The organism is Burkholderia stabilis (assembly GCF_001742165.1).
GTDB lineage: Bacteria > Pseudomonadota > Gammaproteobacteria > Burkholderiales > Burkholderiaceae > Burkholderia > Burkholderia stabilis.
Genome location: NZ_CP016444.1, coordinates 1271359 through 1290013 on the forward strand (window position 1 = coordinate 1271359; position 18655 = coordinate 1290013).

Sequence of the window (18655 nt, forward strand, 5' to 3'; positions counted from 1 at the left end):
TGCATCCGGCCTGATTGTCAGGGCTCGCAGTCGACGTCGCTCAGGATGAAGGACAGCGTCTCGGCCGCCGCCTTCAATTCGGGCATCACGCGCTGGCGGATCGCCATCATGTCCGGCTCCAGTTCCACGGCGCCGCAATTCAGCGCCATCAGCGTGCGGGTCCGGCCGACCACGATCGGCAATGCGATGCCGTAGGCGTTGCGCTGATATTCGCCGACCGACATGCACACGCCCGACTGCTTCAGATCGTCGAACGCCGCATCGAGGTTCTCGCGCACGCTGCCCGCATCGTCTCCCGCCGCGTCGAGCAATTCGGCCATCAACGGCTCGCGCATCGCGTCCGGCAGCCCGTACAGATACGCGCGGCCGACCGAGGTCGTCGCCATCGGCAGCAGCGAACCGACGCCCAGGCGCAGCGTCGCGATCCGGGCGCTCGCGCGCCACGCGATATACACCATGTCGAGCCGATGCGGGACTGCGAGCGCGACCGACAGGTTCAGCTTGTCGGCCAGTTTCTGCATCACGGGCGTGACGAGACGTGTGACGGGATTCGCTTCCAGATAGGCGTGGCCGATGCTCAATGCGCCGGCGCTGAGTTCGAACTGGCGCCCGCCGCCCACGCGGCGCAGGTAGCCGATCGAAATCAGCGTCGTGGTCAGCCGCGATACCGTGGCTTTCGGCAGCCCGGTGCGCCGCACCAGCTCCGCGTTGGACAGCGGCGCGCGGGCCGCGCGAAACGCGTGGAGCACCTCGAGCCCGCGTTCGACGGTCAGCGTGACGCCCTGTTGCTTGTCGGACCTGTTCATGTTCGTGTCAGTCGATGACGACCGCCTGTTCCTGCAGATGCTGGGCCGCCGCCACCAGCCGCGGCCCGAGTTCCCGTTCGACCCGCGCACGCCCGAGCCGCGCGCTGCGCCCGATGCAGGCGAGCACGAGCGGCGTGTGATCCTGGACCACCAGCGGCACCGCGAGAATCGTCAGATCCGGCTCCCACTCGCCGAGCGACATGCAATAGCCGACGTTGTGCACCTGCGAAATGCCTTCGCTGATGCGGCGGCGCAGGTTGGGCCAGTCGCGGCCCGTCTTGCGTTCGATGTTGCCGAGCAGGTAGAAGCGTTCGAGTTCCGGCAACGCGGCCAGCAACGCCCAGCCCATCGGCGACGAGGCGATACGCAGGCGCGTGCCCGCGTACAGCTTCAGGTCGACCGACGCCGGCTTGCTCGCGCACGTTTCCAGCACGATCACGTCGAGACGGTCGCGCGTGCCGAGCATCACGTAGGTGTCGTTCGTGTTCGCGAACGCCTGCATTTCGAGCCGCGCGAGCAGTTGAACGTTGGAATGCGCGATCGCCGCATAGCCGAGCGACAGCACGGGGGCCGCCAGCCGATACTTGCGGCGCTGCGGCGAGTAATGAAGGTAGCCGAGCGCGACGAGCGAGCGCACCATCCGCGACACCGTCGGCGCGGGGATGCCCGTTTCGATCACGAGTTCCTGATTGCCGAGCCACGGCTCGTGCGGCGAGAACGCGGCCAGGATCGCCAGGCTGCGCGCCAGCGGAACGACCATCGCACCGGACGCGGGCCCGCCGTCCGGACGCTCGCTGTCTCCGATCGGCGCGTCGTGCCAATTCGCGTCTTCCTGCCCTGACAGGGGCAGCGCTGCCCGGTTTGCCTGCGGCGACATCGATTGCTCCATTTGTCTCGATCTGGCTCTGGAAGCGGCCATGAACTGCTCGTCCCGATCGGTCGGGGCGGGACGCCACACACGGTGGCGGCGCTCGCCCCATGCGACCGTCGGATGGCTTCATTACACGAGCCAACCGGGAAACGAGTCAATTGTAGCGCTGATATGTTCCGTACTTTGAAACAGAAATCGGCGCAAAAAATCGGCTGCTCCCGGTCTGAAGCGGGGCTTTCCCGACAATTTCGAGACGGAACGCGTGCAGGGAGATCAGTCGATGTACGGAACACAAAATCGATTCCGGACGGCCATCGAGGCGCTGCGGCACGACGGCCGGCGCGCGGCCCGCCCTCCCCGAACCCGATCGATTCGAGCCGCGCCGCGCGACAGGCCGTTGTGTCGCAACGGCCTGCCGCATCACGCATCCGGCGCGGCGCGCGTTACGCGGCGCCCTTCAGCTCGATCAGCAGATCCTTCGCCGCGACGCGCTCTCCGGGCTTCACGTGCACGGCCGCGATCTCGCAATCGCGCTCTGCTGCGATGTGGGTTTCCATCTTCATCGCCTCGAGCGCGATCAGCGTCGTGCCGGCCGTCACGCGCTGGCCCGGCTGCACGGCCACCGTCACGACCGAGCCCGGCATCGGCGCGGCCACGTGCAGCGGATTGCCCGGATCGGCGCGTTGCAGGCCGTGCCGCTCCTTGCCCGCATGCACGACCGTCTTCTGCTCGACCAGCGCAGAACGCGACTGACCGTTCAGCTCGAACAGCACCTTCACGATGCCGTCCTGCGCATCGGCGTGCTGCCCCTGCAGCGACACGAGCAGCGTCTTGCCCGGCGAGATGTCGATCGCCACTTCCTCCTGCGGCTGCAGCCCGTACAGGAACGCGGACGTCGGCACCACCGACGTGTCGCTGTACGCGCGCACGTGCGCGTAATAGTCGACCGTCTGCTTCGGATACATCAGGTACGACGCGAGTTGCCGGTCGTCGAGCGGCTGCTCGCACGCGGCCTCGGCCTGCGTGCGCGCCGCGTCGAGATCGACCGGCGCGATCTGGTCGCCGGGGCGATACGGCGCGGGCGGCTCGCTCTTGAGCACCTTGCGCGACAGGTCCGCCGGGAAGCCGTCCGGCGGGAAGCCCAGTTCGCCCTTGAACAGCGACACGACCGACTCGGGGAATGCGATGTCCTTGTCCGGGTTGCGCACGTCGTCCACGGCCAGATCGTTCGCGACCATCATCAGCGCCATGTCGCCGACCACCTTCGACGTCGGCGTCACCTTGACGATGTCGCCGAACAGCCGGTTCACGTCCGCATACGCGCGCGACACCTCGGTCCAGCGATGATCGATGCCGAGCGAGCGCGCCTGCTCGCGCAGGTTCGTGTACTGGCCGCCGGGCATTTCGTGGCGGTACACGTCGGCCGTGCCCGCGCGAATCTCCGATTCGAACGGCGCGTAGTAGCGGCGCACGCCTTCCCAGTACATCGACGCTTCGTGCAGGCGGTCCGCGTTCAGCCCCGGATCGCGCGCGCTGCCCGCGAGCGCGGCCGCGATGCTCGACAGGTTCGGCTGCGACGTGAGCCCGCTCATCGCATCGAGCGCGCCGTCCACCGCGTCGCAACCCGCTTCGACCGCCGCGAGCACCGACGCCGCGGCGATGCCGCTCGTGTCGTGCGTATGGAAATGCACGGGCAGCCCGGTTTCCTCCTTGAGCGCCTTCACGAGCGTGGCGACCGCCTGCGGGCGGCAGATGCCCGCCATGTCCTTGATGCCCAGCACGTGCACGCCGGCCTGCTGCAGCTCGCGCGCGATGCCGACGTAATACTTGAGGTCGTATTTCGAACGCGACGTGTCGAACAGATCGCCGGTGTAGCAGATCGCGCCTTCGCACAGCATCCCGCTTTCGCCCACTGCATCGATCGCGACGCGCATGTTGCGCACCCAGTTCAGCGAATCGAATACGCGGAACACGTCGACGCCCGCGCTCGCCGCTTGCTGCACGAAGAAACGCACGACGTTGTCCGCGTAGTTCGTATAGCCGACCGCGTTCGAGCCGCGCAGCAGCATCTGGAACAGGATGTTCGGCACGCGCTCGCGCAGCAGCGCGAGGCGTTCCCACGGGTCTTCCTTCAGGAAGCGCAGCGCGACGTCGAAGGTCGCGCCGCCCCAGCATTCGAGCGAGAACAGCTGCGACAGCTCGCGCGCGTAGAACGGTGCGATCGGCAGCATGTCGGCGGTACGCATGCGCGTCGCGAAGAGCGACTGGTGCGCGTCGCGCATCGTCGTGTCGGTCAGCAGCACCTGCTTCTGGTCCAGCATCCAGCGCGCGAATTTCTCCGGCCCGAGTTCGCGCAGCCGGTCGCGCGTGCCGGCCGGAATCGCCGTGGCCGTATCGATCTTCGGCAGCACCGGTTTCGACAGCGGCAGCGCCGGCAGCGTGCGGCCGTTCATCTCGGCGTTGCCGTTCACGTTCAGCTCGCCGAGATAGCGCAGCAGCTTCGTCGCGCGATCGCCGCGCTTCGCGAATTCGAGCAGCTCCGGCGTTTTGTCGATGAAGCGCGTCGTCACGTCGCCGGCGATGAACGCCGGATGGTTGATCACGTTTTCGAGGAACTGCAGGTTCGACGTGACGCCGCGAATCCGGAACTCGCGCAGTGCGCGATCCATCCGGTGAATCGATTCTGCGGCCGTCGGCGCCCACGTCGTCACCTTGACGAGCAGCGAATCGTAGTACGGCGTGATCACCGCGCCGCCGTACGCGGTGCCCGCGTCGAGCCGCACGCCGAAGCCTGCCGCGCTGCGGTACGCAGTGAGCCGCCCGTAGTCGGGCAGGAAGTCGTTCTCCGGGTCCTCCGTCGTGATCCGGCATTGCAGCGCGTTGCCGTTCAGCGGGATCGCCTGCTGCGCCGGCACGCCGGCCGCGCGCTCGACGATCGCGCCGTCGTCGTTCGCGACGTCCTCCGCGAGCCCGATCCGGCCGCCTTCCGTGATGCGGATCTGCGCCTTCACGATGTCGATCCCGGTAATCATCTCGGTCACCGTGTGCTCGACCTGGATGCGCGGGTTCACCTCGATGAAGTAGAACTGGCCGCTGTCGGCATCCATCAGGAATTCGACGGTGCCCGCATGCGTATAACCAACGGCGCGCATCAGGCGCAGCGCCGATTCGCACAGCGCCTGCCGGCCCGCATGATCGAGATACGGCGCCGGCGCGCGTTCGACCACCTTCTGGTTGCGCCGCTGCACCGTGCAATCGCGTTCGTACAGGTGCACGACCGTGCCGTGCAGATCGCCGAGCACCTGCACCTCGACGTGCCGCGCGTTGCGCACGAGCTTCTCGACGTACACCTCGTCGTTGCCGAACGCGGCCAGCGCCTCGCGCCGTGCGACCGGCAGCAGCGTCTCGAGATCCTGGGCGTTTTCCAGTACGCGCATCCCGCGCCCGCCGCCACCCCAGCTCGCCTTGAGCATCAGCGGATAGCCGACTTCCGCGGCCAGCGCCTTGCACACGTCGAGATCGTCCGGCAGCGGCGTGGTCGCGGGCATCACCGGCACGCCGGCCGCGATCGCCGCGTTGCGGGCGGCCACCTTGTTGCCGAGCGTGCGCATCACGTCGGGTGACGGGCCGATCCAGCGAATGCCCGCGTCGATCACGGCCTGCGCGAAATCGGGGTTCTCCGACAGGAAGCCGTAACCCGGATGAATCGCGTCGACCTTCGCCTGCCGCGCGACGCGCAGGATGTCGTCGATGTCGAGATAGGCAGCAAGCGGCTTCTTGCCCTCGCCGATCAGGTAGCTCTCGTCCGCCTTGAAGCGATGCAGCGCGAGCCGGTCTTCCTTCGAATAGATCGCCACGGTGCGGATGTTCAGCTCGGCGGCGGCGCGCATCACGCGAATCGAGATTTCCGAACGGTTCGCGATCAGGATGGACTGGATGGGAGTAGGTGTCACGGCGACCATGGATAGTGAATAGTTGAATTAAGCTCGCTGACGCGCCGTCCTCCGCCCGCCTGCTTCACTGGACGGCATGCGGATCGTCGCATCGGTCATTCGCGGTTGCATCGTCCCGGCTTTCGCCAGTCAACATCTTCGTCATATCGCCGTGGAGCCGCTATCGACATCGCGACGACGAACAGCATTCAGCCGACCAACCGGGAAGACGAACAGCAGACCGGCTGGCCGGTCGTCAATCAGGACTCGGCGGGCCCGTGCCCCGGCCCGCCACGACCTCAGTCGCGGTGCTCGAAAAGCGGCGCGTGATCCATCCAGTCGTAGCCCGCACCGGATTTCGCCCACGCCCAGTTCGCCTCGCCGCGCCGGTCACCGGAGCGCACCGTCGATTGAACGCCCTCCGCGCCGTGCTCATGCACAATCCCGCGCGCGCCGTCCTCCAGGACGACATCTCGTTTGTGGCAGCCAGTCATTGCATCACCTCAGGTTTGAAAAAGCTTTCCGTTCCGCGGCCGAACCCGTCCGACACGAGGAAAATTCCTGCCGGACCGGATGGCGCCGCATACGTTGCAGGCTCGATCACGCAAAAAGCAGGCCACATCGAACGTCGAACGGACAGCCCCGGTTCGCGGGGAGATCGTTCAACGCCAGGTTTCAAAACCGTTCAATTCTGAAATTGCGATTCAGGTTTTGAAATGATGAGCCCGATCCTGTCGCGATCGGGCTCGCCGGCAAACGGGCATTCCGCTGGCTTGTTCACCCGGTCATCAACGTGACTGCCGGGAAGCGCTCCGCACGCTGGAAAGCCGGGGATCGCCTACTCGGGCACGAGGAGGCGCCAGCCAAACCCGATCGGGATTGAACGCAAACCGCTAACGGCATCGCGATGGCGAACAGCATTCAGCCGACCTGCCGACGCGATCGGGGCGGCATGCGGATGCCCGGAAACGGCGTCAGTCGCGCTGCCTGAAAAGCGGCGCGTGATCCATCCAGTCGTAGTGAGCGTTGCCGCCCGCCCATGCCCAGTTCGGGGCATCGTGCCGCGCGTCGTCCGGGCCCGGGCGCGAGGACGATCCGCCGCACTCCGTCGCATCGCCGCGGCCTGCTCCGGCGTGCGCGCCGGAACCGCCCGTGGCACCTGTTGCGTCATGCGTCATTGGGCGTCGCGAACCATGTTGCGGGCGATCACGATCTGCTGGATCTGGGTCGTGCCCTCATAGATGCGGAACAGGCGCACATCGCGATAGAAGCGCTCGATCGCATATTCGGACATGTAGCCGGCGCCGCCGAAAATCTGCACCGCGCGATCGGCCACGCGGCCGCACATCTCGGACGCGAACAGCTTCGCGCACGACGCCTCGGTGCTGACCGGCAGCTTGTCGTCGCGCCGGCGCGCGGCATCCACCACCATGCAGCGGGCCGCGTAGATCTCGGCCTTGCTGTCGGCGAGCATCGCCTGCACGAGCTGGAAATCGGCGATCGGCTTGCCGAACTGCTTGCGCTCCATCGCATACGACAGCGCCATCGACAGCATCCGCTCGGCCACGGCCACGCACACCGCGGCGATATGGATGCGGCCCTTGTCGAGCACCTTCATCGCCGTCTTGAAACCCTGCCCTTCCTTCCCGCCGATCAGGTTCGCGGCCGGCACGCGCACGTTGTCGAAGATCACGTCGCACGTATGGGCGCCCTTCTGCCCCATTTTCTTGTCGCGCTTGCCGAAGCTGATGCCGGGCGTCTTCGCGTCCACGATGAACGCCGAGATGCCGCCCGAGCCCTTGTCTTCCGGGTTGGTGCGCGCCATCAGCGTGAAGATGCCCGCGTGCGGCGCGTTCGTGATGAAGCGCTTGGTGCCGTTGACCACGTAGTCGTCGCCGTCGCGGATCGCCGTGGTGCGCAGCGACGCCGCGTCGGAGCCGGCTTCCGGCTCGGTCAGCGCGAAGGACGCGATCAGCTCGCCGGTCGCGAGACGCGGCAGGTACTTCTCCTGCTGCTCGGGCGTGCCGTCGAACAGGATGCCCTGCGAGCCGATGCCCACGGTGGTGCCCAGCAGCGAGCGGAACACCGGCGAAGCCTGGCACAGCTCGAACACCGCCAGCACCTCCTCCTCCATCGTCAGCTCGAGGCCCCCGAAGCGCTCCGGAATGGTGAGGCCGAACAGGCCCATCGCCTTCATGTCGGCGACGATGTCGTCGGGAATCTCGTCGGTGTCGGCCACATGCTCCTCGTTGGGCACGAGTCGCTCGCGCACGAACCGGGCGATGGAGTCGAGCAGGCCGTTGAGCGTTTCTTGATCGCGAATCATGTCGGTACGCCTGAAAAAGGTGGAGAAAACGACCAGATGCTGCGCCGGCGGCCGACGCGAAACAATCGCCCGGCCGAAAACGTTCCGGAGGATGAAATCGCGCCGACTAGGCCGGTATTGGCCCCGCGGCCGTCGCGCCCCGGTCGTCTGCCAAGGTACGGAACAAAGTGCGCCGATCCGTTGACCGGCCAACCCGGCGGTTCCATCGTAGGAGCTCGAATCCACTGCCGCTACGTTCGCCATGCCGCTCCAGCCCGATCACCTGCTGTCCCGCCCGTTCCCGCCCATCGAGCATGCGTACTCGCTGCGCGATACCCAGCTCTACGCACTCGGCCTGGGCCTCGGCGCCGATCCGCTCGACGCGGGGCAATTGCGTTACGTCTACGAAGGCCGGGACGGCGCATCGCTGCGCGCGCTGCCGACCATGGCGAACGTGCTCGCGTACCCGGGCTTCTGGGCGCGCGAAGCGGATACGGGCATCACGTGGCAAAAAATCCTGCACGCGGAGCAGGAAATCAGGATTCACGCGCCGTTGCCGGCCAGCGGCCGCGTCACGGGCACGACGCGCATCACCGGCCTGTGGGACAAGGGCGAAAACAAGGGCGCATTTCTGCAGCAGACGCGCGAGATCGCCGATGCCGACACGGGCCGCCTGCTCGCGACCGTCGTGCAACTGAGCCTGTTGCGCGGCGACGGCGGCTTCGGCGATGGCGGCAGCACCGGCCCGCTGCCGGTGCCGCATGCGATGCCGGACGGCGAACCCGATCACGTCTGCGAGCTGACCACGCCCGCGCAACTGGCACTGATCTACCGCCTGAGCGGCGACCTGAATCCGTTGCATGCCGACCCGTCGGTGGCCTCGGCGGCCGGTTTTGCACGCCCCATCCTGCACGGCATGGCGCTGATGGGCGTGGCCGCGCACGCGGTGCTGCGCACGGTGCTGGGCTACGACGACACGCGCTTCGCGGGCATGCGCGTGCGCTTTACCGCGCCGGCGTGGCCCGGCGACACGCTGCGCACCGAGATGTGGGTGCGCGGCGACACGGTTTCACTGCGCGTCACGGCCGTGGAGCGCAACGTGGTGGTTTTGACCAACGCGCGGGTCGACCTGCGCTGAAACGTAATTCTTGAGGAGACACACATGGATCTGGGTTTGACCGGCAAGGTCGCCATCGTCACCGGCTCGGCACGCGGCCTGGGCGCCGCCACGGCGCGCCGGCTCGCGCAGGAAGGCGCGAGCGTCGTCATCACCGACATCAACGCCGAACTGGCGCAGGCCACCGCACAAGCGCTGCGTGACGAAGGTCTCGCCGCGCATTGCGTGGTGGGCGACATCACGCAGGCGGCCGACGTGCAGCGTCTCGTCGACGAAACGGTCGCGCATTTCGGCGGCGTGCATATTCTCGTGAACAACGCCGGCGCGCCGCGCGACAAGTACCTCGTGAAAATGAGCGAGGACGACTGGGATTTCGTCATGACGGTGATGCTCAAGGGCGCGTTCCTCGCCGCCCGCGCGGTGATGCCGCACTTCATCGAGCAGGGCTGGGGCCGGCTGATCAACATCAGCTCGCGCGCGCACCTGGGCAACCCGACGCAGGCCAACTACTCGGCCGCGAAGGCCGGCCTGATCGGCATGGCCAAGGCGCTGTCGATGGAAGAAGGCCGCTACGGGATCACCGCGAACTGCGTGGCGCCGGGCTTCATGGAAACGGAAATGGTGCAGGCGCTGCCGACCTACGAAACGATCAAGGACCGCGCGGTGGCCGCGCAGCCGATCAAGCGCGTCGGGCGGCCGGACGACATCGCCGATGCGGTGGCCTTCCTCGCCAGCGAGCGCGCCGGCTTCATCAGCGGCGAAGTGCTGCACGTCACGGGCGGCCGCTACGGCTGATCCGGCAACGGCCCCGCAACCACGATAGCCGCCGGCGCGTGACACGCGAGCGAGGGTGGCTGAATATTGATGACATTCAAAAGGTATTCGAAATGAAACGAGCAGCCATCGTCTCCCCGCTGCGCACCCCGGTGGGCGCATTCGGCGGAGCGTTGAAGGGCGTTCCCGTCGAGGAGCTCGGCGCGAGCGTCGCGCGCGCCGTCGTCGCGCGCACCGGGCTCGATCCCGCGCGCATCGACGACGTCGTGTTCGCGCAAAGCTATGCGAGCGGCGAGACGCCGTGCACCGGGCGCTGGGTGGCGCTGCAGGCGGGCTTCCCGATCGAAGTCGCGGGCATGCAGCTGGACCGGCGCTGCGGCGGCGGCGTCCAGGCGCTCGCCACGGCCGCGATGATGGTGCAGACCGGCGCGGCCGACGTGGTGATGGCCGGCGGCGTCGAAAGCATGAGCAACGTCGAGTTCTATACGACCGACATGCGCTGGGGCAAGCGCGCGGGTTCGGTCACGATGCACGACCGGCTCGACCGCGGCCGCGAGCGTTCGCAGCCGGAAAGCCGTTTCGGCCGCATCAGCGGCATGATCGAAACCGCCGAGACGCTCGCGCGCGAGTACGACATCACGCGCGAGGCGTCCGACCGGTTCGCCGCGCGCAGCCACCAGCGCGCCGCTGCCGCGCAGCAGGCCGGGTATTTCGATGCGGAGATCGTTCCGGTATCCGTGCCGCAGCGCAAGGGCGATCCACTGATCGTCGCGCAGGATGAAGGCGTGCGCGGCGAAACGACGCCCGACAGCCTCGCCAAACTGCGCACCATCATGAAGGACGGCGTCGTCACGGCCGGCAATGCATGCCAGCAGAACGACGCGGCCGCCGCGTGCCTGATCGTGGCCGAGGACAAGCTCGACGAGCTCGGCCTCACGCCGATCGGCTGGCTGGTCGGCTGGGCCGCCGCCGGCTGCGACCCGGCCCGCATGGGCATCGGCCCGGTGCCCGCCGTGCAGAAGGTGCTGGCGCGCACGGGCCTGACGTTCGACCAGATGGACCTGATCGAACTCAACGAAGCGTTCGCGTGCCAGGCGCTGGCCTGCGTGAAGGGCTGGGGCAGCTCGATGGAAGCGCTCGAAGACAAGCTCAACGTGAACGGCTCCGGCATCTCGCTGGGCCACCCGGTGGGCGCGACGGGCGGGCGCATCATGACCACGCTGCTGCACGAAATGCAGCGCCGCCAGGCCCGCTACGGGCTGGAAACGATGTGCATCGGCGGCGGCCAGGGCATCGCGATGATCGTCGAACGCGCATAAGGCTGGAGACCAACCATGAGCAACCCTGAATCCGGCCAGACCTGGCAACCCGGCCAGCGCGAGCTGCAGAACGCCGGCATCGTGAAGCTGATGCGCGCGCTGGACGTGCCGTCGTACGATGAACTGCTGCGCGTGTCGATCGCGGAGCCCGAGCGCTACTGGAACACCGTGATGCGCGAATGCGCGATCGCGTGGGACACGCCGCCCACCGGCTACGTGGACCTGTCGCGCGGCCCGCAGTTTCCGAGCTGGTTCCCCGGCGGCCGGCTCAACTGGGTCAACACCATTTACGGCTGGGCGCGCAACCCGGCCACCGCGCAGCAGAAGGCCGTCGTGGCCGAGCGCGAGGACGGCGGCGTGAGCGAGCTGACCTACGCGGAGCTGGCGCAGCGCGTGCGCGACTTCGCGGCCGGGCTCGCCCGGCGCGGCGTCACGCAGGGCGACCGCGTCGGCCTGCTGATGGAAAACGGCGTCGAGGCGACCATCTCGCTGCTGGCCATCGTGCATCTGGGCGCGCTGGTCGTGCCGTTGTTCAGCGGCTTCGGCGTCGATGCGATCGTCGCGCGCCTGTCGGCGGCCGAAGCGCGCATCGTGATCGCCTCCACCGGCTTCTCGCGCCGCACCAAGCGCGTGGACGTCCAGGGCGCGCTGCGCGACGCATGGCGCCAGTTGCCGCTGCTCGAACACGTGATCTGGAAGCGCGGCGAAGGCGACACCGCGCAGGACGCGCGCGATCTCGACTGGCAGGAAACGGCGAGCGTCGCACGCGGCCAGGACGTCGAGCCGGTATCGGTCACGCCCGATACGCCGTTCATGGTGATCTATACGTCGGGCACCACGGGCAAGCCCAAGGGCGTCGTGCACACGCACGGCAGCTTCCCGATCAAGATCGCGCACGATTCGCTGATTCACTTCGACGTGCATCCCGGCGACGTCTACTGCTGGCCCGCCGACATGGGCTGGATCGCGGGCACGCTGGTGCTCGGCTGCGCGCTGCTGCGCGGTGCGACGCTGGTGTGCTACGACGGCGCGCCCGATTACCCCGACTGGTCGCGCATGTCGCGCGTGGTGGAACGCCACCGCGTCACGCACTTCGGCTCGGCGCCGACGCTGATCCGCGGGATGGCCAGCCACGAAGCGCTCGCGCTCGCGGGCGACCGCTCCACCGTGCGCCTGCTGATCACGGCCGGCGAAGGCATCGCGCCCGAGCATTTCAACTGGTTCCTGCAGCGCTTCGGCGACGGCACGGCGCCCGTCATCAACTACACGGGCGGCACCGAAGCGTCGGGCGCGCTGCTCGCGAGCGTCCCGATCCGGCCGATTCCGCCGAGCGGCTTCAACACCGTCTCGCCCGGCGTGGCCGTGGACGTGGTGAACGCCGACGGCCAAAGCGTGACCGGCGAAGTCGGCGAGCTGGCGATCCGTGCGCCGTTCGTCGGCATGACGCAATCGTTCTGGCGCGACGACGAGCGCTACCTGGAAACCTACTGGCAGACCATCCCGGGCGTCTGGGTGCACGGTGATCTCGCGCTGCGCACGCCCGACGGCAACTACTTCATGATGGGCCGCTCCGACGACACGCTGAAGGTCGCCGGCAAGCGCCTGGGGCCGGCCGAGGTCGAGGAAGTCGTGCTGGAGCTGCCCGACGTGGCGGAAGCCGCCGCGATCGGCGTGGCCGATGCGGACAAGGGCCAGAAGCTGGTCGTGTTCATCGTGCCGAAACCCGACGCCGGTGTCGCGCTCGCCGATCTCGAAGCCATCGTGTCGGGCCACGTCGACAAGCGCCTGGGCCGCCCGTTCCGGCCCGGCCGCGTGCACGTGGTCGCGCAGCTGCCGAAAACGCGCAGCTCCAAGATCATGCGGCGCGTGATCCGCAGCGTGTACTGCGGCCAGCCGCCGGGCGACCTGTCGTCGCTCGACAATCCCGGCGCGCTCGACGAAGTACGCGCGGCCGCGACCTCCGCCTGACTCAACCGTGAACGAAACATGAAAGTACTCGAAGGCATCAAGGTCCTCGATTTCGGACGCTTCATCGCCGGGCCGTTCTGCTCGGCGCTGCTGGCCGACTATGGCGCGGACGTCATCCGCATCGACCGCGTAGGCGGCGGCGAGGACCGCTTCATCGTGCCCGTGACCGAACACGGCGAAGGTGCGCTGTTCCTGCAGGTCAACCGCAACAAGCGTTCGATGACGCTCGATCTCGACAGCCCCGAGGGGCGCGACATCGTGCGCAAGCTGGTCGCCGATGCCGACGTGGTGATCGCCAACATGCCGCCCCGCACGCTCAAGAGCCTCGGACTCGACTACGACAGCCTGCGCGCGATCAAGCCCGACGTCATCCTCGTCGCGTCGAACGCATTCGGCAACAGCGAGGCCGTGCGCGACCGCGTGGGCTTCGACGGCGTCGGCCAGGCGCTGAGCGGCGCCGTGTACATGGCGGGCACGCCCGACCGGCCGCAAAAGGCGATGGTGCCGGTGGTGGATTTCGCCACGGCGTTTTCGTGCGCGCTCGGCGTGATGCTGGCGCTCTACGAACGCCAACGCAGCGGCATGGGCCAGGAAGTCAGCGCGTCGCTGCTGTGCACGGGCCTGAACATGGCCAGCGGCGCGCTGATCGAGGAAGCGTTGCTCGGGCTGGATCGCCAGGCGACGCTGAACCGCGCATCCGGCTACGCGCCGTCCGACATCTTCAAGGCGACGGACGGCTGGTTCATCACGCAGGTGATCGGCCGGCCGATGTTCAAGCGCTGGACGCAGCTCGTGGGCCGGCCGGAACTGCTCGACGATCCGCGCTTCGCCGACGATACGCTGCGTGGCGAGAATGGCGCGCTGCTGAGCGAGCTGATGAGCGCATGGTGCGCGGACAAGACGCTCGCCGACGCGCTGGCCGCGCTCGAACAGGCGCGCATCCCGGCCAGCCCCGTCAACTCGCCGCGCCAGGCGCTGGAGGACGAAACCATCAAGGCCGCCGACGTGATCCGCTGGATGGACTACCCCGGCGCGCCGAAGCCGGTGCCGATCTTCGCGACGCCGGTTTCGCTGTCGCGCACGCCGCCGGAGATCCATACGCGGCCGCCGCTGACCGGCGAGCACACGGATGAAATCCTCGCCGGCATCGGACTCGATGCACGCGCGGTGGCTGATTTGCGATCCCGCAAGATCGTCTGACCGGATCAGTTGCCGCGTCACGCGCACCGCCGTCGCAACGACGGCCGGTGCGCGCTCGCTTCGGTGCCCGCGTCGCACGCCAGCCAGCACGCACGCACCCGCGTGGCTGCATCGCCCGTTGACGCGGCGTGCAGCAGCCCGCCCCCGCCTCCTTCCGCTTCCCGTTCGTCACCCCGCGCATTGACGCGCCACATCCCCCTGCCCGGCCGACACCGGCATTTCGCCGATTCCCGGCAAATCAAATTTCAACTATATTCGTCAGCCACACTTGACAATCGAATCATGGACCCGTCCCAGCTCCCTTCCCTCGCGTGGTTCGTGCACATCGCGCACCATCTGAGCTTCACCAAGGCTGCCGCCGAAATGGGCGTGTCGCGCGCTGCGCTGTCGCAGAACCTGAAGGCGCTCGAACGGCAGCTCAACGTGAAGCTGCTGTACCGGACCACGCGCGACATGTCGCTGACCGAGGACGGTCAACGGCTCTACGACACGCTGCGGCCGGCATTCGGCTCGATCGAGCTGGCGATCCGCAACCTGCACGAAGTCCGGCACGAGCCGTCCGGGCTGCTGCGCATCAACACGTCGCGGGTCGCCGCACGAAACCTGGTCGAGCCGCACCTGGGCGAATTCATGGCGCGCTATCCGCTGCTACGGGTGGAGCTCGTGATGGACGACGGGCTGTCGAACATCATCGCCGACGGCTACGACGCCGGCATCCGGCTCGGCGAGAGCCTCGCCGAGCACATGGTGGCCGTACCGATTACGCCGATGCTCGAAATGGCCGTGGCCGGCTCGCCGGACTATTTCGCGCGCCACGGCACGCCGGCCACGCCCGCCGACCTGATCGGGCACAACTGCCTGTGCTATCGGCATACGACGAGCGGCGCGATCTATCGCTGGGAGTTCACGTCGCCCGAGATCGAGGGGCATGCGTTCGAAGTGGAGCCGCACGGCAGCGTGGTCACGAACGACGACGACGGCATGATTCGCGCGGCGCTGCAGGGTATCGGCCTGATCCAGCACCAGGACGTCGCGCTGCGCGAACACCTGGATGCCGGCACGCTGGTGCGCGTGCTCGAACCGTGGTGCAAGCCGTTTCCCGGGTACTACCTGTACACGCCGTCGCGCGAGCAGATGCCGGCGAAGGTGCGCGCGCTGATGGATTTCCTCGTCGAGAAACGCGAACATCTGGCCGTCGACAGCGCCAGGCGCGCGGCCAGCCCGGCGAAGCCCGCCGAGCCGAAGCCACGCAAGCCGCGCGCCACGCGGGCATGAGCGGCCGCGTATCGCGACGCGGCGCCGCTCAGTCTTTGTCGCGCTGCGCGAAATCGTGCACGGACGCCACCAGCGTCGGCGATTCGACGCGATAGCGGTACTGCATCCACCGCTCCATCGACAGCCCGTCGTTCAGCGGCATTTCCAGTGCGCGGCGGGTCATGTACTTCATGGCGGCCAGCGCATCGGCATCGGTTCGCGCGATGTCGCCAGCGAGCTGCATCGTCGCGGCATCGAGCGCATCGCCGCTCACCGCGAGCGACGCGAGCCCCATCCGCTCCGCGTCGCGGCCGGTCATGCGCCGCCCCGTGACGAGGTAGTACATCGCGCGTGCGAGCCCGATCTTGCGCGGCAGGCGCTGCGAGCCGCCGCCGCTCGGCAGCAGGTTGCGCTGCAGATGCGCGTCGCCCAGTTCCGCGTTTTCGTCGACGACCACGATGTCGGAGGCCAGCGCCAGTTCGAACCCGCCCGCCACCGCAAAACCGTTGACCGACGCAATCACGATCTGCCGCGACGCCTCCATCAGCGCGAACGTGTCCTGCATCAGGTCCTGGTGCCGCATGTGCGCGGCGGGATCGGCGAGCACGCCGCTCGCGAGCCACTTCAGGTCGTTGCCCGCGCAGAATGCGCGGCCGCTGCCGCGAATCACGATCACGCGGATATCGCGGGCCGGATCGGCGGCCGTGCGCACCACGTCGTTCAGTGCCGCGAGTGTCGCGCCGTCCAGCGCATTCATCCGCTCGGCACGATTCAGCGTAACGACGCGGATGCCGGGCGTCGAGTCGTCTGTCAGCAGCGTATTCGTCATGTCGTCTCCTGGTCCGGACGAATCGTTCCGGGCCGGCCGGCGCGTCACCGTTCTTCCGGAACGTGTCGTCGGCCGGAACCGTCGTTCATCCGTCGCACGTTTTCCGTGCCTGCATTAAAAGCCCGTTTCGCTGGAATCCGCCATGCGGCGCACGCGTTGTTCCGTTAGCTGGAAACGCGCGCGTTCCGAACGGCATCGCGGCGGCCTGTTCCGACGTCCGTACACGGCCGTCACCCGCGACGAGGATGCGATGCGATAGCGGTATTGCATCCCGCGTTACACCGCATACGACTCGCTCGCCGCAACCGGTCTCGACTCGATCGCGGGCGAGCCATACCGCCGCACATCGGGTGCCTCCTGCATCGGCAGCGCATCGTCTTCGCGAACGATGAAACTCGAAATCATCGTGACGAGCTGCTTGCTCTGATCGTCCAGCGACTGCGCAGCGGCGGCCACTTCCTCGACATACGCGGCATTGTGCTGCGTTGCCCGGTCCATCTCCGACACGGCCTGATTGACCTGATCGATGCCGTGGCCCTGCTCGACCGACGCGGCTGCGATTTCCTCCATCAGGTCGGTCACGCGCGCGATCGCCTGCATGATCTCGGCCATCGATGTCCCTGCCGCGTTCACGAGTTCCACGCCGCCCCTGACACGCCCGACGGATTCGTGGATCAAGCCCCGTATTTCCTTCGACGCCGACGAAGAACGCTGAGCGAGCGAACGCACCTCCGACGCGACGACCGCGAAGCCGCGCCCCTGCTCGCCGGCCCGCGCCGCTTCCACGGCGGCGTTGAGCGCCAGGATGTTGGTCTGGAACGCGATGCCTTCGATGATGCCGACGATCTCGGCGATCCGGCCGGAGCTCGCATCGATACTGCCCATCGCATCGACCACCTGCGCGACGACGCCGTTGCAGCGCTCGGCCACCCGCACGGCCTGCACCGCGACCTGGCTCGCCTGCCGGACGTTGTCGGTGTTCTGGCCGACTCTCGACGAGAGTTCCGCCATGCTCGCCGCGGTCTCCTGCAGCGAAGCGGCCTGCATCTCCGTACGCCGGGACAGATCCTGATCGCCGGCCGAGATCTGTGCGGCCGCCGATGCGATCGAATGGGCGCTCACCTTGATGCCGTTGATCGCGCCGGACAGATTCGCCTGCATGCGCTTCATCGAGTAGAGCAGGCTGCCGCGGTCGTTCGGCGCGGTCACGATGGCCGCCGTGAAATCGTTGGCCGCGATTCGCCCGGCAATCTCGACCGCATAACCCGGCTCCCCGCCCATCGTCCGGGCGATGCCGCGGTTGAGCAGCACGACGATGCTGGTCATCACCAGCGCGATCAGCGCACACAGGCCGAGACTTTGCAGCAGGCTCGCATGAAATGCCGCATCGATGTCGTCGACGAACAGGCTGGTATTGATGATCCAGTCCCACGGACGATACGTGTCGATGTACGCGACGCGGGCCGCGTTCGTCGTCACCCCGGATGTTTCCTTCGGATAGTCGAAGCGCTGGAACCCGTTGCCGGTTCGCGCCACCAGATCGATCTGTTGCTGAACGATCGCAGCGGCCTTCGGGTTCAGTTCGCTCAACGACTTGTTCTGGATCGATGCATCGAACGGGTACATCAACACCACGCCCTTCGAATTCACGATCGAGAAATAGCCGCTGCCGGCTTCGCCGTAACGCATGCCGCGGATCACATCCTGTGCCTGCTTTTGCGCCTGCTCGACGCTCAGTTCTCCCGCAGTGGCACGCTTCGCATAGAAATCGACCGTGGCGAGCGCGATCTGAACGGCATGCACGAGATCCGACTTGCGCTCCTCGAGGCGCATCTCGCGACTGCGGTACGCATCGGTGACGGACAGCAGGACCAGGCAGAGCAAGCTCAGCACCAGCGGCACCCCGAGCTTCTGCTTGAATGACAACTTCATGATCGTGGCATCTCCTCGTTGTTATCGATATGTTTTTTGCATCGGGCGTAGACCCATCCGGTCGCCCGCATGGGGTTGCGTTGCCCTCCCCCGACTTTCGTCCGCGCCTGCCACGCCGGCGCAGCGATGAACGGACGAGCGCAGCCGCCGCGTGAAATCAACCACAAGCAGCGAGACCCATGCTACTTATGGCAATAATCCACCGTCAATTTTGCATTACTTAGTGTTCCGTACATTGGTGAACGCGGTGCGCTCTTGTGCGCTGGTGGGAGGACCATCGCCAGCACATGCATTTCGCGCCGATCAGGTCGCGCTGCACGAATGAAACGCGGATCACGCCCGCATGCT

Annotated in this window: 13 protein-coding genes; 6 read left to right on the forward strand and 7 right to left on the reverse strand. The window is 67.3% G+C overall.

The genetic code is table 11. The features are described from left to right. Nucleotides 1-17: 17 nt before the first annotated feature. From BBJ41_RS38090 to BBJ41_RS38115, 5 genes are all read right to left on the reverse strand, one after another. Nucleotides 18-806: an IclR family transcriptional regulator gene (locus BBJ41_RS38090; RefSeq protein ID WP_069751388.1), complete on the reverse strand. Its 789-nt coding sequence runs from the start codon at nt 804-806 to the stop codon at nt 18-20. Between the two features lie 7 nt (nt 807-813). Continuing rightward, nucleotides 814-1683 carry an IclR family transcriptional regulator gene (locus tag BBJ41_RS38095; RefSeq protein WP_083282179.1) on the reverse strand — a complete coding sequence of 290 codons (870 nt, stop codon included), beginning with the start codon at nt 1681-1683 and terminating at the stop codon, nt 814-816. Between the two features lie 437 nt (nt 1684-2120). Continuing rightward, nucleotides 2121-5639 carry a pyruvate carboxylase gene (locus BBJ41_RS38100; protein ID WP_069751389.1) on the reverse strand — a complete coding sequence of 1173 codons (3519 nt, stop codon included), beginning with the start codon at nt 5637-5639 and terminating at the stop codon, nt 2121-2123. Nucleotides 5640-5908: 269 nt separating this feature from the next. Next, complete coding sequence (locus BBJ41_RS38105) at nt 5909-6103, reverse strand: hypothetical protein (RefSeq protein ID WP_069751390.1); 195 nt, start codon at nt 6101-6103, stop codon at nt 5909-5911. A 680-nt stretch (nt 6104-6783) separates the two neighbouring features. After that, nucleotides 6784-7935 (reverse strand): acyl-CoA dehydrogenase family protein, encoded by a 1152-nt coding sequence (locus BBJ41_RS38115; protein WP_069751392.1) that lies wholly within the window; start codon nt 7933-7935, stop codon nt 6784-6786. A gap of 241 nt (nt 7936-8176) precedes the next feature. Here BBJ41_RS38115 and BBJ41_RS38120 point away from each other — a divergent pair, with 241 nt between their 5' ends. The 6 genes from BBJ41_RS38120 to BBJ41_RS38145 all read left to right on the forward strand — a co-directional run bounded on the left by BBJ41_RS38120 (nt 8177) and on the right by BBJ41_RS38145 (nt 15567). Beyond that, nucleotides 8177-9052, forward strand: a complete 876-nt coding sequence (locus BBJ41_RS38120; protein WP_069751393.1) for a MaoC family dehydratase — start codon at nt 8177-8179, stop codon at nt 9050-9052. A gap of 24 nt (nt 9053-9076) precedes the next feature. Beyond that, nucleotides 9077-9826: an SDR family NAD(P)-dependent oxidoreductase gene (locus BBJ41_RS38125; RefSeq protein WP_069751394.1), complete on the forward strand. Its 750-nt coding sequence runs from the start codon at nt 9077-9079 to the stop codon at nt 9824-9826. Nucleotides 9827-9918: 92 nt separating this feature from the next. Next, complete coding sequence (locus tag BBJ41_RS38130) at nt 9919-11124, forward strand: acetyl-CoA C-acetyltransferase (RefSeq protein WP_069751395.1); 1206 nt, start codon at nt 9919-9921, stop codon at nt 11122-11124. 15 nt (nt 11125-11139) lie between these two features. Then, complete coding sequence (locus tag BBJ41_RS38135; RefSeq protein WP_069751396.1) at nt 11140-13092, forward strand: AMP-binding protein; 1953 nt, start codon at nt 11140-11142, stop codon at nt 13090-13092. A gap of 18 nt (nt 13093-13110) precedes the next feature. Further along, on the forward strand, nt 13111-14292 hold the full coding sequence (locus BBJ41_RS38140; RefSeq protein ID WP_069751397.1) for a CaiB/BaiF CoA transferase family protein: 1182 nt from the start codon (nt 13111-13113) through the stop codon (nt 14290-14292). Nucleotides 14293-14574: 282 nt separating this feature from the next. Beyond that, nucleotides 14575-15567 (forward strand): LysR family transcriptional regulator, encoded by a 993-nt coding sequence (locus tag BBJ41_RS38145; RefSeq protein ID WP_069751398.1) that lies wholly within the window; start codon nt 14575-14577, stop codon nt 15565-15567. A gap of 28 nt (nt 15568-15595) precedes the next feature. On the opposite strand, the gene BBJ41_RS38150 is transcribed toward BBJ41_RS38145, so the two are convergent. Both BBJ41_RS38150 and BBJ41_RS38155 read right to left on the reverse strand, forming a co-directional pair. Then, on the reverse strand, nt 15596-16375 hold the full coding sequence (locus tag BBJ41_RS38150) for an enoyl-CoA hydratase/isomerase family protein (RefSeq protein ID WP_069751399.1): 780 nt from the start codon (nt 16373-16375) through the stop codon (nt 15596-15598). A gap of 276 nt (nt 16376-16651) precedes the next feature. Further along, the gene (locus BBJ41_RS38155) at nt 16652-18307 is read right to left on the reverse strand and encodes a methyl-accepting chemotaxis protein (protein ID WP_083282164.1); all 1656 of its coding nucleotides are present in this window, start codon (nt 18305-18307) and stop codon (nt 16652-16654) included. Nucleotides 18308-18655: the final 348 nt, after the last annotated feature.

Bases quoted from the DNA above. Each gene is read 5' to 3' on its own strand.
- BBJ41_RS38105 (WP_069751390.1), bottom strand. From the start codon at position 6,103: ATGACTGGCTGCCACAAACGAGATGTCGTCCTGGAGGACGGCGCGCGC.
- BBJ41_RS38125 (WP_069751394.1), top strand. From the start codon at position 9,077: ATGGATCTGGGTTTGACCGGCAAGGTCGCCATCGTCACCGGCTCGGCA.
- BBJ41_RS38090 (WP_069751388.1), bottom strand. From the start codon at position 806: ATGAACAGGTCCGACAAGCAACAGGGCGTCACGCTGACCGTCGAACGC.
- BBJ41_RS38120 (WP_069751393.1), top strand. From the start codon at position 8,177: ATGCCGCTCCAGCCCGATCACCTGCTGTCCCGCCCGTTCCCGCCCATC.
- BBJ41_RS38140 (WP_069751397.1), top strand. From the start codon at position 13,111: ATGAAAGTACTCGAAGGCATCAAGGTCCTCGATTTCGGACGCTTCATC.
- BBJ41_RS38150 (WP_069751399.1), bottom strand. From the start codon at position 16,375: ATGACGAATACGCTGCTGACAGACGACTCGACGCCCGGCATCCGCGTC.
- BBJ41_RS38100 (WP_069751389.1), bottom strand. From the start codon at position 5,639: ATGGTCGCCGTGACACCTACTCCCATCCAGTCCATCCTGATCGCGAAC.
- BBJ41_RS38115 (WP_069751392.1), bottom strand. From the start codon at position 7,935: ATGATTCGCGATCAAGAAACGCTCAACGGCCTGCTCGACTCCATCGCC.
- BBJ41_RS38130 (WP_069751395.1), top strand. From the start codon at position 9,919: ATGAAACGAGCAGCCATCGTCTCCCCGCTGCGCACCCCGGTGGGCGCA.
- BBJ41_RS38155 (WP_083282164.1), bottom strand. From the start codon at position 18,307: ATGAAGTTGTCATTCAAGCAGAAGCTCGGGGTGCCGCTGGTGCTGAGC.
- BBJ41_RS38095 (WP_083282179.1), bottom strand. From the start codon at position 1,683: ATGTCGCCGCAGGCAAACCGGGCAGCGCTGCCCCTGTCAGGGCAGGAA.
- BBJ41_RS38145 (WP_069751398.1), top strand. From the start codon at position 14,575: ATGGACCCGTCCCAGCTCCCTTCCCTCGCGTGGTTCGTGCACATCGCG.
- BBJ41_RS38135 (WP_069751396.1), top strand. From the start codon at position 11,140: ATGAGCAACCCTGAATCCGGCCAGACCTGGCAACCCGGCCAGCGCGAG.